15 protein-coding genes are annotated in these 14,237 nt (G+C 69.2%); 7 read left to right on the forward strand and 8 right to left on the reverse strand.

What is annotated here, in order from left to right; all coding sequences use genetic code 11:
- Window positions 1-112: 112 nt before the first annotated feature.
- Together PQV94_RS11225 and PQV94_RS11230 are read right to left on the reverse strand one after the other, a co-directional pair.
- Window positions 113-997, reverse strand: a complete 885-nt coding sequence (locus PQV94_RS11225; protein WP_274285909.1) for a M23 family metallopeptidase — start codon at window positions 995-997, stop codon at window positions 113-115.
- A gap of 226 nt (window positions 998-1,223) precedes the next feature.
- Window positions 1,224-1,925: a metal-dependent transcriptional regulator gene (locus PQV94_RS11230; RefSeq protein ID WP_274285910.1), complete on the reverse strand. Its 702-nt coding sequence runs from the start codon at window positions 1,923-1,925 to the stop codon at window positions 1,224-1,226.
- 97 nt (window positions 1,926-2,022) lie between these two features.
- Here PQV94_RS11230 and serC point away from each other — a divergent pair, with 97 nt between their 5' ends.
- The gene (serC, locus tag PQV94_RS11235) at window positions 2,023-3,135 is read left to right on the forward strand and encodes a phosphoserine transaminase (protein ID WP_274285911.1); all 1,113 of its coding nucleotides are present in this window, start codon (window positions 2,023-2,025) and stop codon (window positions 3,133-3,135) included.
- Between the two features lie 111 nt (window positions 3,136-3,246).
- Here the strand turns inward: serC and PQV94_RS11240 are convergent, their stop codons facing one another.
- Both PQV94_RS11240 and PQV94_RS11245 read right to left on the reverse strand, forming a co-directional pair.
- Window positions 3,247-3,990 (reverse strand): DUF3027 domain-containing protein, encoded by a 744-nt coding sequence (locus tag PQV94_RS11240; protein WP_337994357.1) that lies wholly within the window; start codon window positions 3,988-3,990, stop codon window positions 3,247-3,249.
- The gene (locus PQV94_RS11245; RefSeq protein ID WP_137419171.1) at window positions 3,974-4,357 is read right to left on the reverse strand and encodes a cold-shock protein; all 384 of its coding nucleotides are present in this window, start codon (window positions 4,355-4,357) and stop codon (window positions 3,974-3,976) included. The genes PQV94_RS11240 and PQV94_RS11245 overlap by 17 nt, the downstream gene beginning before the upstream one ends.
- A gap of 117 nt (window positions 4,358-4,474) precedes the next feature.
- Here PQV94_RS11245 and PQV94_RS11250 point away from each other — a divergent pair, with 117 nt between their 5' ends.
- From PQV94_RS11250 to PQV94_RS11275, 6 genes are all read left to right on the forward strand, one after another.
- Window positions 4,475-4,750 carry a multidrug ABC transporter ATPase gene (locus PQV94_RS11250; RefSeq protein ID WP_274285912.1) on the forward strand — a complete coding sequence of 92 codons (276 nt, stop codon included), beginning with the start codon at window positions 4,475-4,477 and terminating at the stop codon, window positions 4,748-4,750.
- Entirely contained in the window at window positions 4,747-6,474 is a 1,728-nt protein-coding gene (locus PQV94_RS11255) for a helicase-associated domain-containing protein (RefSeq protein WP_274285913.1), read from the forward strand. The genes PQV94_RS11250 and PQV94_RS11255 overlap by 4 nt, the downstream gene beginning before the upstream one ends.
- A gap of 47 nt (window positions 6,475-6,521) precedes the next feature.
- Window positions 6,522-8,183 (forward strand): DNA repair helicase XPB, encoded by a 1,662-nt coding sequence (locus PQV94_RS11260; protein WP_274285914.1) that lies wholly within the window; start codon window positions 6,522-6,524, stop codon window positions 8,181-8,183.
- 57 nt (window positions 8,184-8,240) lie between these two features.
- Window positions 8,241-8,927, forward strand: coding sequence for a response regulator transcription factor (locus tag PQV94_RS11265; RefSeq protein ID WP_137417653.1), 687 nt, complete (start codon window positions 8,241-8,243; stop codon window positions 8,925-8,927).
- An 83-nt stretch (window positions 8,928-9,010) separates the two neighbouring features.
- Entirely contained in the window at window positions 9,011-10,693 is a 1,683-nt protein-coding gene (locus PQV94_RS11270) for a sensor histidine kinase (RefSeq protein WP_274285915.1), read from the forward strand.
- Between the two features lie 108 nt (window positions 10,694-10,801).
- Window positions 10,802-11,089, forward strand: a complete 288-nt coding sequence (locus PQV94_RS11275; protein WP_274285916.1) for a WXG100 family type VII secretion target — start codon at window positions 10,802-10,804, stop codon at window positions 11,087-11,089.
- A 79-nt stretch (window positions 11,090-11,168) separates the two neighbouring features.
- Here PQV94_RS11275 and groL read toward each other — a convergent pair whose 3' ends face one another.
- From groL to PQV94_RS11295, 4 genes are all read right to left on the reverse strand, one after another.
- Window positions 11,169-12,788 carry a chaperonin GroEL gene (gene groL / locus PQV94_RS11280; RefSeq protein WP_274285917.1) on the reverse strand — a complete coding sequence of 540 codons (1,620 nt, stop codon included), beginning with the start codon at window positions 12,786-12,788 and terminating at the stop codon, window positions 11,169-11,171.
- 183 nt (window positions 12,789-12,971) lie between these two features.
- Window positions 12,972-13,175, reverse strand: a complete 204-nt coding sequence (locus PQV94_RS11285; RefSeq protein ID WP_137417657.1) for a cold-shock protein — start codon at window positions 13,173-13,175, stop codon at window positions 12,972-12,974.
- Window positions 13,176-13,310: 135 nt separating this feature from the next.
- Window positions 13,311-13,913 carry a LytR C-terminal domain-containing protein gene (locus PQV94_RS11290; protein WP_274285918.1) on the reverse strand — a complete coding sequence of 201 codons (603 nt, stop codon included), beginning with the start codon at window positions 13,911-13,913 and terminating at the stop codon, window positions 13,311-13,313.
- Window positions 13,914-13,959: 46 nt separating this feature from the next.
- Complete coding sequence (locus tag PQV94_RS11295) at window positions 13,960-14,229, reverse strand: DUF3263 domain-containing protein (RefSeq protein ID WP_274285919.1); 270 nt, start codon at window positions 14,227-14,229, stop codon at window positions 13,960-13,962.
- Window positions 14,230-14,237: the final 8 nt, after the last annotated feature.

Consider the following 14,237-nt stretch of genomic DNA (forward strand, 5'->3'; position numbering starts at 1 on the left):
TGGTGAACTGCCCATCGGCGCCCTCCGCTTCTCTCAGCGTCGTGCCCTCAGGGTAGCCCACCGCGACGCGCCCGGGACGCGTGTTTGATGAACTCTCGGAATCGTGTCGGGGTCAGCCCGCGTTGGCCTGGAGCCAGGCATAGGGGTCGACCAGGCCGCCGCCGATGCGCACCTCGAAGTGGAGGTGGTTGGCGGTGGAGGAGCCGGTGCTTCCCATCAGGCCGATGATCTGACCGGCCTCGACGTAGTCGCCAGGGTTCACCAGAGTCTGGGTCATGTGGCCGTACAGAGTGGTGACGCTCTGACCGTTGATCACGCTGTCGAGCACGACCGCGTATCCGTAGCCGTAGTACCAGCCGGCGACGCGCACGGTTCCGGCCGCAGCGGCGAACTCGGGGGTGCCCGCGGCGCCCAGCAGATCGACGCCCTGGTGATAGCCGTCGGCGCCGAATCCGCGGCCGACGCGGATCTGCGACATGTCCAGAGGCCAGCGCACGGCCCCGCTGCCGGGGGCCACCATGTTCAGGTCGACGTTGGCGGCGGAGAACGAGGCGGCGGAACCGGCGGCGGCGATGCGCGCGGCGGCGGCTTCGGCGGCCTTCTTCTTCTCGATCTCTTCGGGCGTGGTCGCCGCGTAGCTGCCGCGGTCGAGATCTGCCGAGGTCACCGTGGAGGCCACGACGAGCGACTGCGGGTTCTCTGCCGCCACCTGTTCGATCGTGGCCGCATCCGCGCCGCCGTTGAAGGCGGCGTAGGCGGGAAGACCGACGGCCACGACGAGGCCGCCGACCATGCTGAGGGTCACGATGCTGCGCAGGGGCTTGCGGAAGCTGCTGCCGGTGCGGGCCGGGCGCGCGGCGCGGGCGACAGCGGTCTTGGTGCGGGTCACCTGACCCTGGGCGGTGCGGGCCAGTTCGCGCATGCTGCGGCGACTGGTCACGGGATTCGCGGCGGCCTCGGGCGCGCCTACCGACGAATCGTCGTTCTGTTCAGCCAAATCATCCTCCGGCGCCTCCGCGCTCACAGCGCTGGCTCGTCGGCACTCGATGTCGGGGCACGATATGCGGGTTGCACCACACGGACGACGAGCCGGAGAGGCAATCCGTGCGGGATCCATCGGTGGGCTTCTCACCTGCGGACTGTCCGAGGCTACCGGAAGGTAACGAATAAGTCACGCTGGCGAGGGCCGGATCAATGCTCCGACGGGCTGGGGAGAACCGCTCTCAGCGGGCGTCGGCGACGAGGAAGATGTGGCCGGCGACCTCGACCGGAAGCTCCAGGCCCTCGTCGGATCCGTCCATCTGCACGAGGACGTAGCCCTCGTTGTACTGGAAAGTTCCGGCTGCGCCAGGGACGACGCCGGCGGCGCGCAGCTGCTGCAGGAGCTCGGGATCGACCTGCGCGGGCTCGGCGAGGCGACGCACGGTGCCGGTGATCGGGCCGCCCTCGGCATCGAGCTTGCGGACCAGACCCACCACGCCCTCTTCGAACGTGGAGCTCGGCAGGTCGCCGAGCTGGTCGAGGCCGGGGATGGGGTTGCCGTAGGGCGACTCCGTGGGGTGTCCGAGCAGCTCGACGAGCCGGCGCTCGACCTGCTCGCTCATGACGTGCTCCCAACGGCAGGCCTCCTCGTGGACGTACGCCCAGTCGAGCCCGATCACGTCGCTGAGCAGCCGCTCGGCGAGGCGGTGCTTGCGCATGACGTCGACGGCCTTCTGCCGGCCGGCACCGGTGAGCTCCAAGGAGCGGTCGTCGGAGACGACCACGAGCCCGTCGCGCTCCATCCGGCCGACGGTCTGGGAGACGGTCGGACCGGAGTGACCGAGTCGTTCGCTGATGCGCGCACGCAGGGGAACGATGTTCTCCTCCTCGAGCTCGAGGATGGTACGCAGATACATCTCTGTCGTGTCGATCAGGTCGGTCATGAACGTGTCCTCGAAGTCATAGGGGGCCCGAGGAGAGCCTATCCAACGTGACGATGGTCACGGCGGTCGGCGACCCGCACGCCCCTAGAATCGAGCCATGTCCCACGTCGTGCTCCCTCGCGAGATCCTGCCCGCCGACGGCCGCTTCGGATGCGGCCCCTCGAAGATCCGCCCGGAGCAGGTCGCTGCTCTGGCCGAGCGCGGTTCGTCGCTGCTGGGCACCTCGCACCGCCAGGCTCCCGTGAAGAACCTCGTCGCGAGCGTGCGGGAGGGCTTGGCGGCGCTGCTGCGTCTGCCCGAGGGCTACGAGATCGTCGTCGGCAACGGCGGATCGACTGCCTTCTGGGATGCGGCCGCGTTCGGCCTCATCGAGAACCGCGCACAGAACCTGGTGTTCGGCGAGTTCGGCGGCAAGTTCGCCGCTGCCGCTGCCGCACCGTGGCTGCAGGCGCCCGACGTCCGCAAGGCCGAACCCGGCACGAGCACCTCTCCCGAGGCTGTGGAGGGCGTCGACGTCTACGCCTGGCCGCACAACGAGACCTCGACCGGTGTCGCCACGCGCATCGCCCGTGTCGCCGGGGATGCCGGTGCGCTGACGGTCATCGACGCGACGAGCGCCGCGGGCGGCATCGACTTCGACGTCGCGGAGACCGATGTCTATTACTTCGCCCCGCAGAAGAACCTCGGCTCCGACGGCGGTCTGTTCTTCGCGGCGGTCTCACCCGCGGCGATCGAGCGCATCGAGCGCATCGCCGCATCCGGTCGCTACATCCCGGAGTTCCTCAGCCTGAAGAACGCGCTCGACAACTCCCGCCTGCAGCAGACGCTGAACACCCCGGCGCTGTCGACGCTGGTGCTGATCGACGAGCAGGTGCGCTGGATCAACGCCAGCGGCGGCCTGAGTTGGGCGGCGGCGCGCACTTCCGAATCATCGCAGGTGCTCTACGACTGGGCCGAGGCGTCGAGCGTCGCGACGCCCTTCGTCGTCGAGGTCGCCGACCGCTCCCCCGTGGTCGTCACGATCGACTTCGACGAGAGCGTGGATGCGGCCGCGGTCGCTGCGAGCCTGCGCGCGAACGGCATCGTCGACACGGAGCCGTACCGCAAGCTCGGACGCAATCAGCTGCGGGTGGCGACGTTCACCTCGATCGATCCCGACGACGTGCGCCAGCTGACCCGGAGCATCGACTACACCCTCGAGCACCTCTGACCCGGACGGGGCTTCGCGCCCCCACCGGGTGAGTACACGTTCGCCGGGTGAGCACTCGATGTGATGCTCACCCGGCGAACGGATGCTCAGTGGGCGTTGCCCGGGCCGGACTCACTCCTCGTCGGAGTCGTCGTCCTCGTCGGAGTCTTCCTCGTCGTCCTCGTCGGGGTCGTCGTCGTAGTCGTCATCGAGCTCGTCGATGTCGACGCCGTCGACGTCACCCGCGTGCAGGATCGACTCTCCGCCGCCCTCAGCCTCGTCGTCCTCGTCCTCGTCCTCGGAGTCGTCGAGATCGTCCGTGTCTTCGTCCGACTCGTCATCCTCGGAGTCGTCCTCATCGTCCTCAGCCTCGGCGGCCGCCTCCGCCGCCGCGGCCTGCTGGGCGTGGTACTCCGCCAGTCGCGTGGCCCACGGCACCCATTCGGGCGCGAGCAGGGCGCCGTCGCCGGGCAGCAGTTCGACCTCGAGGACCGTAGGCTCGGCTCCCTCGACGCGCGCCAGTGAGACCGTCCAGTACCAGCCCGGGTATCCCGCCAGGCGGTTCTCGAAGCGGAGCGAGACGACGCCATCGGGCTCGAGCGTGTATCCGGCCGCAGGCCCGACGGTCTGCGGCTTGGTGATCTCGTGGAGCGCGGACAGCGCCAGCTCGTGAGCGGCGAGAAGCTCGGCATCCGGCTCACGGGGCTCGAGGTCGGCTTCCGTCTCAGCGTCCATCGCGTCGACGCCGGCATCGGCGATGGCGGCTTCCTCTGCCGCCACCTCCGTCACCACTGCCTCGTCGGCCTGCGCGACGAGCTCCGCGTCGACGGCCTCGTCAGAGACCGGCTCTGCGCCGGACTCAGGCGTCGAGGTCATCGGCTACCTTGCGCAGCACCGCGGCGATCTTCTTGGAGTGCGACGACGAGGGGTAGCGCCCGCGGCGCAGGTCGCCGCCGATCCCGTCGAGCAGCTTCACGAGGTCTTCGAGGATGATCGCCATGTCGTCAGCGGGCTTGCGCGCACGCTTCGCCAGGCTGACGGGGGCATCCAGCACCCGCACCGACAGCGCCTGCAGTCCGCGCTTGCCGTCGGCCACGCCGAACTCCAGCCGCGTGCCGGGCTTGACCGAGGTCGTGCCCTGCGGGAGAGCCGTGGCGTGAAGAAAGACGTCCTGACCGTCATCCGAGGAGATGAAGCCGAACCCCTTCTCCTCGTCGTAGAACCTGACCTTGCCGGTGGGCATGGACACCTCGCTGCTGCTCTGCGCCCGGAAAGCGTTCGCGGGCGCGACGGAACGCGGATCGGAAGATCCCCTGGTTCCAGCCTACGACACCCCCGCCGAGGCGATAGGCTGATGCGGATGAGCAAGCCCACGCCCGACAGCGACCTCCCGGTTAGCCGCCTCGACCGCATCCTCGCGTTCATGGCGCTGGGGCTGCTCGCGCTCTCGGTGCTGTCGTTCTTGTCGATCATGATCAGCACGGCGATGGGCCTCACCCACGAGGACTACGGCACGGGCATCTGGCCGGCCGTGAGCGCCATCGTGTACATCGCACCCCCGCTGGCCTTCGTGCTCATGCTCACCGTCATCATCCGGGCCTTCATCAGAAGGGCTCGGGCGAACCGAGCCGGGTGACGGTGGCGGGCCCCTCGGACGAACGCGCGCTGGCGTCGCTGCTTGCCGCGTCCGGCGACGAGGAGCTGGCCCAGCTCTTCGCCGCCCGCAAGCTCCCGCCGTCGACTCCCGCGCAGGACTTCTTCGACGTCGCGGCGACGCTTCTCAGCGATGCCAGCGTCGATCGCGCCCTGACGCGGCTGGCCGCTCCCGAGCTCGCCGCGCTGGCCTCGGCGCAGACGGGGCCGGTCGCTCCTGACCTGCGACCGATGCTCGCAGCCCGCGCCCTGCTCGATGCCGACGGCGTTCCGTTCCAGGCGGTGCGCTCGCGTCTGACCGAACGGGCCGGCTCCGAGGCGTTCGCCTCGCCCGAGGTGGCGCCTCTCGCCGCCGCAGATCCCCAGACGGTCGCGGCGGCCGCAGAGCGCGCCTTCGAGCAGGTCGCCTCGCTCGCCGACATACTGATCGCAGCCGCAACCGCCCCGCTGTCGCGCACGGGCGCCGGGGCTGTCAGCGCGACCGAACGCCGTCGGCTCATCGACGACGGCGCGGTCGCCTCGGCGGAGCAGCTCGAGGATCTCCTTCTTCTCGGAGCCGACGCGGGGTTGCTCAGCGACGAGGATCGCAGCTGGCAGGCGACGGATGCGGCAGCCGACTGGCTCGACGCGAGCACGAGTGAACGGTGGGGCGTGGTCGCGTCAGCGTACGTACGCGCCCTCCCCGAGGCGCTGCGTACTCCCGAGGGGGGCTTCCTGCCGCCTTCGGCGTGGCCGGGCGTCTACCGGCTCGATGCGGAGTGGCCCGAGCAGGCTGCCGCTCTGGTGCGCCGGGGCGTGCTGTGGGGCGTCCTGGCCGAGGACGGCCTGCTCCCCTGGACGGCCCAGCTCTCGAGCACGGGAGACGTGGACACCGGAACGCTGACCGCGGCGCTGCCGCCGGAGGTCGACAAGATCTACCTGCAGGCCGATCTGTCGGCGATCTCTCCCGGCCCTCTCGCGCCGAGGCTCGAGCAGCGGCTGCGCCGGATGGCGACTCGCGAGACCCGGGCGCAAGCCTCGACCTATCGCTTCACCGCCGAGTCGTTGACGACCGCGATGAGCGGCGGAGAGAGCGCAGAGTCGGTGCACGCCTTCCTGACCGACGTCTCGCTCACCGGAATCCCGCAGCCCCTGGCATATCTCATCGACGCGACCGCCGCACGCCACGGCGCGATCCGCGTCGGCACGGATGCGGCCACCGGCCGCACGGTGGTGCGCAGCTCGTCACCGCAGCTGCTCGCGACCATCGCGGTCGATCAGTCGTTGCGCCCCGTCGGTCTGGTGGAGCATGAGGGCGCACTCGTCTCCCGCGCCGGGCGGGATGCCGTGTACTGGTCACTCGTCGACGCGCGCTACCCCGTGGTCGCCGTCGACGAGAACGACCGACTCGAGCGTGTCGTGCGCCGATCCGCACGACAGGCCGCGTCCGAGCCGCCCCCGCGCGAGCAGTACGGAGCCCTCATCGCGTCACTGCGCGGCGCGCAGTCCGGTGACGCGGATGCCGCGTGGCTCGAGCGGGAGCTCGAACAGGCCGTGCGCGCCCGCGCGACGATCGACGTCACCGTGAGCCTGCCGGACGGCTCGACGCGGGTGTTCGCGCTCGAGGCGACGGGCCTGGGCGGCGGCCGGCTTCGCGGACTCGACCGCGCCGCCGACGTCGAGCGCACCCTGCCGATGACGAGCATCGTCTCGGTGAGCCCGCGCTGACGGCGAGCCGACCCTCATCCGCTGCCGCGCCGGTAAACTCGACGGTTATGTCCGACGGCCCCCTGATCGTCCAGAGCGATCGCACGGTTCTGCTCGAAGTCGCCCACCCCGAGTCGGAGAACGCGCGGCACGAGCTGGCGGTCTTCGCAGAGCTCGAGCGTGCTCCCGAGCACATCCACACCTACCGCATCACGCGCCTCGGACTGTGGAACGCCCGCGCGGCCGGCCATGACGCGGAGGACATGCTCGACACCCTCGACCGCTGGTCGCGCTTCCCGGTACCGCCGTCGGTCGCCACCGACATCCGAGAGACCGTCGGCCGCTACGGGCGGCTCGTGATCGAGCGCGGTCCGTACGGCGACGACGACGACGCGCTTCTGCTGCGCTCGACGGATGCGGCCGTGCTGGCCGAGGTCTCGCGCAACAAGCGCATTCAGCCGCTGCTCATCGCGCACCCGTCTCCCGGCGTGCACGTGATCGACGCCTGGGCGCGCGGTCAGATCAAGCAGGAGCTGCTGAAGATCGGCTGGCCCGCCGAAGACCTGGCCGGCTATACCCCTGGCACCCCGCATCCGATCGACCTCGAGGAGACGGACTGGTCGCTGCGTCCCTACCAGCGCCAGGCCGTCGACATCTTCACGGAAGGCGGCTCCGGTGTCGTCGTGCTCCCCTGCGGCGCGGGCAAGACGCTCGTGGGGGCGGCCGCGATGGCCGACACCAAGACGACGACGCTCATCCTCGTGACCAACGCCGTCAGCGCGCGCCAGTGGCGCGACGAGCTGCTCAAGCGCACGACGCTCGCCCCCGAGGAGATCGGCGAGTACTCGGGTCAGGTCAAAGAGGTCAAGCCCGTCACGATCGCGACCTATCAGATCCTCACCGCGAAGCGGAAGGGCGAGTACGCACACCTCGCGCTGCTCGATGCGCTGGACTGGGGTCTCGTGGTCTACGACGAGGTTCATTTGCTGCCGGCGCCCGTGTTCAAGCTGACCGCCGATCTGCAGGCTCGGCGCCGCCTCGGCCTCACCGCGACGCTCGTACGCGAAGACGGGCGCGAGGGCGACGTCTTCAGCCTCATCGGCCCCAAGCGCTTCGACGCACCCTGGAAAGAGATCGAGGCTCAGGGCTTCATCTCCCCCGCCGCCTGCTTCGAGGTGCGCGTCGACCTGCCCGCCGACGAACGGCTCGAGTACGCCGCAGCCGTCGATGAGGACCGTTACCGCCTGGCCGCCACGGCACCGGCGAAGATCGACGTCGTGCGCGCCCTCGCCGCGCGCCACAGCGACGAACAGATCCTCGTGATCGGCCAGTACCTCGACCAGATCGACATCATCGCCGAGGCGCTCGGCGCCCCGAAGATCACCGGCGCGACACCGGTCGACGAGCGCGAGCAGCTCTATCAGGCCTTCCGCGAGGGCACGGTGCCGTTGCTCGTGGTCTCCAAGGTCGCCAACTTCTCGGTCGACCTGCCGGACGCATCCGTGGCCATCCAGGTGTCGGGTTCGTTCGGGTCCCGCCAGGAGGAGGCGCAGCGTCTCGGGCGGCTGCTGCGACCCAAGAGCAACGGCCACACGGCCAGCTTCTACACGCTCATCGCCCGCGACACCGTCGATCAGGACTTCGCGCAGAACCGTCAGCGCTTCCTCGCCGAGCAGGGCTACAGCTACACCATCCTGGATGCGGACGACCTGCTGGCCGCAACGCGCTGACCCGCCGGGAAGGCCCGCATCCAGCCATCCCACCGAATCGGTCACCATAATGGGCCTATGACCGCACCGCGCATCCTCGTCGTCGACGACGAACCGAACATCCGCGACCTGCTCATCACGAGTCTGAAGTTCGCCGGTTTCCAGGTTCGCGCCGTCTCCAACGGGGCACAGACGATCTCGGCCGTCCTCGAGGAGGAGCCGGATCTCATCGTGCTCGACGTCATGCTGCCCGACATGAACGGCTTCAGCGTGACCAAGCGCCTCCGCGAGGCCGGATACACCGCTCCGATCCTGTTCCTCACCGCGAAGGACGACACGGAGGACAAGATCACCGGGCTGAACGCCGGTGGCGACGACTACGTCACCAAGCCGTTCTCGCTCGATGAGATCGTCGCCCGCATCCAGGCGATCCTGCGCCGCACGATGCAGGCGGACGAGGAGTCCGTCATCCGTGCGGGCGAGATCACCATGGACCAGGACACCCACGACGTGTACGTGGGTGACGCGCAGATCGAGCTGAGCCCCACCGAGTTCAAGCTGCTGCGCTACCTCATGCTCAACCCGAACCGGGTGCTGTCCAAGGCGCAGATCCTCGATCACGTCTGGGAGTACGACTTCAACGGCGACGCGGGCATCGTCGAGAGCTACATCTCGTACCTGCGTCGCAAGATCGACCCGCACTCCTCCGAGCCTCTCATCCAGACCAAGCGCGGCTTCGGCTACATGCTGAAGACCAAGTCCTGACACCGGAGCGCGCCCTGGGCACCGAGAGCGACAGCGTCACGCGCTGGTGGCGCGGGATCAGCCTGCGCGCGAAGGTGACCGGCGTGACCGTGGCGGTCCTCGTCGTCGGGCTGCTCGCGGCGGGCCTGGGAACCATGGTGTTCCTGCGCACGACGCTGCTGACGAACCTCGACCAGAACCTCAAGCAGGTCGCCCAGTCGGCGATCGCGAGCGCGCTGGTGGAAGCCACGATCGACTCCGACGGCAATCTCGAGTTCGCGCCGCGGGATGAAGCCGGCGGCACCCCTTACACGGTGGCGCTCTACGCCTGCACGGCGCAGGGCACGCGGCTCGCGGTCGCGGGCGGCCAGGATGCGTCCACGACGCCGGTGCTTCCCGAGACATACCCCTGTGACCGCGCCTACATCGACCAGGACACCGTCACAACCCTCGACGGCAGCGACAACTCGCACTTCCGCGCCACGGTGATCGTGACGCCCGTCGAGGGCACCAACGCGACCGTCGTGCAGCTGGTGGCGGTGCCCACCGGGCCGACGGAGCGGATCGTCGCCACCTATCTCGGGATCTACGCGATTCTGGCGCTGGTCATCGTGATCGCGAGCGCCTTCCTCGTGCGTTGGGTCGTGACCCTCACCTTCCGCAGCCTCGGGCAGGTGGAGCGCACGGCCGACGCGATCGCCGGCGGCGATTTCAGTCAGCGGATGACCGACATCGAGCCCGACACCACCGAGGTCGGCCGCCTCAAGCGGGCCATCAACACGATGCTCGGCCGCGTCGACGCCGCGATCTCGCAGCGCGACGCCACCGTGCGCCAGATGCGCCGGTTCATCGGCGATGCGAGTCACGAGCTGCGCACGCCTCTCGTGACCGTGCGCGGCTACGCGGAGCTCTACCGGATGGGCGCAATCCCGGATGCGGACGCCACCGCGCAGGCCATGGAGCGCATCGAGAAGGAGGCCATGCGCATGACCTCCATGGTCGAGGATCTCCTGGCCCTCGCACGCCTCGACGAGAAGCGCGACCTCGTGCTCTCCCCCGTCGATCTGCGTCCCATCGCCCGCGACGCGGCACTGGATGTCGGAGCCTCGGCCCCGCAGCGCACGGTCAGCGTGATCGACACGACCTCGGCCGCCCCCGCGCCCTTGCGGACGCCCCCGGTCTCGGCCTCACGGCAGGCACCCGCAGATGTGCCGCCGCGGCGGCGCGGCGCCGTTCCCACGGCCGCGATCACCCTGGCTGCGCGCCTGCGACGACGCTCGCGCGACGGCGGTGGCGACACCGGTGAGGTGCATCCGCTGCCGGTGGCCTTCCATCCGCGCACGCCGATGATGCCGCCGGTCGTCATGGGCGAGGAGAACCGCATCCGTCAGGTCGTCGCGAACCTGCTGGGCAACGCGCAGCGCTTCTCCGCGCCGGACTCCCCCATCGAGCTGCGCGTGGGCACGGATCTCGAGACCCGCATGGGGTGGATCGACGTGATCGATCACGGCGAAGGTATTCCGGAGCAGATCCGCACGCAGATCTTCCAGCGGTTCTGGCGCGCCGACACCTCGCGCGCCCGGGAGACGGGCGGATCGGGGCTCGGTCTGTCGATCGTCGCCTCCATCGTGGAGTCGCTGCAAGGCACCGTCGAGGTGCGCGACTCCGAGGGCGGCGGCGCGACCTTCCGGGTCTCGCTCCCCCTCGCCGTCGATCAGGATGCGTCCGCACACCTGCTGATCGACACGCAGCCGCTGGAGCGGCTGCCGGATCTTCCGCTGTCCTGATCTCCCCAGTCGACGAGCGCCGGCGCGCAGTCCCCATCCGGGACGGCTATGAGTCGGCCCATCGCGCGTGGTCTCTAGCGTCGGAGTCTCCGACAGAGAGGGGCTCCCATGGCGACCTTCGCCGTAGACAGCGACCAAGTCGCTGCAGCGACCATCACGATCCGTGGCACCATCGACCGGCTGCAGGGAGAGTCCACAGCGCTGCTCGCGCAGCTCGGCGCGCTCCAGAGCTCGTGGACCGGCGCCGCATCCGGCATGTTCCAGGGCACGATCGAGCAGTGGCGTGCCGCCCAGCGCACCGTGGAGGACGCCCTCGCGAGCATCCACGTGGCGCTCGGTGTGGCCGCGCAGCACTACACAGAGGCAGAACAGGCCAACATGACGCTGTTCCGCTGAGAGCTCCGGTCCCCCCACCGGATACGGCGGATGCCCCGGTCCCTTGCGGGGCCGGGGCATCCGTTCGTGAGGTCTGGACTCAGAAGTCCATGCCGCCCGACGGGTCAGCGGGAGCGGCGGCAGCCTTCTCCGGCTTGTCGGCGACGACGGCCTCGGTGGTCAGGAACAGACCGGCGATCGACGCGGCGTTCTGCAGCGCCGAGCGGGTGACCTTGGCGGGGTCGATGATGCCCTGCGCGAAGAGGTCGCCGTACTCACCGGTCGCGGCGTTCAGACCGTGACCGACGGGCAGGTCCGCCACCTTGTTGGCGACGACACCGGGCTCGAGACCGGCGTTGAGGGCGATCTGCTTCAGCGGAGCCTCGATGGCGACACGGACGATGTTCGCACCCGTCGCCTCGTCGCCCGACAGCGTCAGACCCTGGAACGCGGTCTTGCCGGCCTGGATGAGCGCGACGCCACCACCGGCGACCACACCCTCCTCGACCGCTGCCTTGGCGTTGCGGACGGCGTCCTCGATGCGGTGCTTGCGCTCCTTGAGCTCGACCTCGGTGGCCGCGCCCGCCTTGATGACGGCGACGCCGCCGGCGAGCTTGGCGAGGCGCTCCTGGAGCTTCTCGCGGTCGTAGTCGCTGTCCGTGTTGTCGATCTCGCGACGGATCTGGGTCACGCGACCCTCGATCTGAGCGGAGTCGCCGGCACCCTCGACGATCGTGGTCTCATCCTTGGTGATGATGACCTTGCGGGCACGGCCGAGCAGGTCGAGGGTGGCGTTCTCGAGCTTGAGACCGACCTCCTCGGTGATGACCTGTCCACCCGTGAGGATCGCGATGTCCTGCAGCTGGGCCTTGCGGCGGTCGCCGAAGCCGGGAGCCTTGACGGCGGCCGACTTGAAGATGCCGCGGATCTTGTTCAGCACCAGGGTCGCGAGAGCTTCGCCCTCGACGTCCTCGGCGATGATGAGGAGCTCCTTGCCGTCCTGGATCACCTTGTCGACGATCGGCAGGAGATCCTTGATGTTCGAGATCTTCTGGTTGGCGATCAGGATGTAGGGGTCTTCGAAGACCGCTTCCTGACGCTCCGGGTCGGTCACGAAGTAGGGGTTCAGGTAGCCCTTGTCGAAGCGCATACCCTCGGTGAGCTCGAGCTCGGTGCCGAAGGTGTTGGACTCCTCGACGGTGACCACGCCCTCCTTGCCGACCTTGTCGATCGCCTCGGCGATGAGCTCACCGATCGCGGGGTCAGCGGCGGAGATCGACGCGGTGGCGGCGATCTGCTCCTTGGACTCGATCTCCTTGGCGTCGGCCAGCAGCGCCTCGGTCACCGCGGCGACAGCCTTCTCGATGCCCTTCTTGAGCGAGATGGGGTCGGCACCGGCGGCGACGTTGCGCAGCCCCTCGCGCACGAGCGCCTGTGCGAGGACCGTTGCCGTCGTGGTTCCGTCACCGGCGACGTCATCGGTCTTCTTCGCGACCTCCTTGACGAGCTCCGCGCCGATCTTCTCGTACGGGTCGTCGAGCTCGATCTCCTTGGCGATGGAGACACCGTCGTTCGTGATCGTGGGTGCGCCCCACTTCTTCTCGAGGACGACGTTGCGGCCACGGGGACCCAGGGTCACCTTGACGGCGTCGGCCAGGATGTTCAGGCCGCGCTCGAGGCCACGACGGGCCTCCTCATCGAAAGCGATGATCTTTGCCATGTGTGTCTCGTCCCTCCCGGACGTTGGCTTGCGTCTTTAGCACTCAGTGATATCGAGTGCTAATCCATTCTGGCACTCGCCCCCGGGGAGTGCAAGCCGCCGCGAAGGTGCCGCGAGTGCACGGCGCACACGGCGAGACCCCCGGGCACCCGCGGGTGCTCGGGGGTCTCACGCGATGGGGTCTCAGGCGACGATGCGAACCGACTCGGCCTGCGGACCCTTCTGTCCGCTGCCGACCGTGAACTCCACGGCCTGCCCTTCTTCGAGGACGCGGAATCCGGTCATGTCGATGTTCGAGTAGTGGACGAAGACGTCCTCACCGTCGCCGGAGGTGATGAATCCATACCCCTTCTCGGCGTTGAACCATTTGACGGTGCCCTGGGCCATACGAGTCTCCTGATGCTGTAGAACGCAGTCATCGTATGCAGCCCAAACAGCGTCGAAGCGACGGATTCGGCACAGTTGACACGGCGGCAGCGAACTGTTTACGCCGCGGAAACACGCGGCCCTCGGCGACGGGCCTCAGGAGGTAGGAGTGGGGCTGGGCGCACCGGCGGCGGTGCGATCGAGCCCGATCACGATCGTCAGTTGCTTGGCCTGTGACTCGTCCACATCGGCCGTGCCGGCGTCGTCGGTCGGCTGGTACGTGGTGCTCTGGGCGACGTCCGCTCCGCCGATGAGTTCGGCGAGCCCCTTCGCTGCCGCCTCGTCGCCCGGGAAGGCGTAGTAGACCGTCGTCTGGGCGAAATCGGTGGCGCTGGCACTGCTCGCGTTGACGAGGTCTGCACTCCAGCCCTTCGCGATGAGCTCGTCCTTCATGGTGGTTGCCAGCCCTGTCTCCGGCGTCGCGTTGAGCACCAGAACGGAGAAGGACATGTCGACGACCGGCGTCACCTCCGGCGTCGGCGTGGGCGTGGGAGTCGGCGAGGGCACCAGCACGATGCGCCCGGAGAGCACCAGGCTCCCGAAGATCCCCGCGGCGATGAGGACGATGGTCACGACGATCGCCCACAGTGTGACGACTCCCGCCCGCATGCGCGGGTTCTCGGCGCGGTGCGCTCCTACACGCCCCGAGGTGTTCGGCAGGTCGTCGAAGCGGTCGCGGGGCTGCGGAGTTCGGGACACCCCCCGATGCTACCGGAGCGCCTCGCTCCGCCCGAAGAGCGAGGCCTCAGGCGCCGCGCCGGGCCGTCGAGCGCTCACGCCGACGCTCGTCACGGATGCGACGCAGGCGACCTACCAGGAGCGGATCGTGCGCCAGGGCGGCTTGCGAGTCGACCAGTCGCCCCAGCAGCTGGTAGTAACGCGCCGGTGCGAGCTGGAGCTCGACGCGGATCGCCTCCTCCTTGGCATCGGTGTGCGCGAGCCAGCGCGCCTCGAAGGCGAGCAGCTGGGTATCCCGCTCGCTCAGAGCGTCGGATGCGGAGTCGCGCACGGGCACAGGGCCAC

The sequence above is a fragment of the Microbacterium sp. Clip185 genome (assembly GCF_028743715.1).
Taxonomy (GTDB): Bacteria; Actinomycetota; Actinomycetes; order Actinomycetales; family Microbacteriaceae; genus Microbacterium.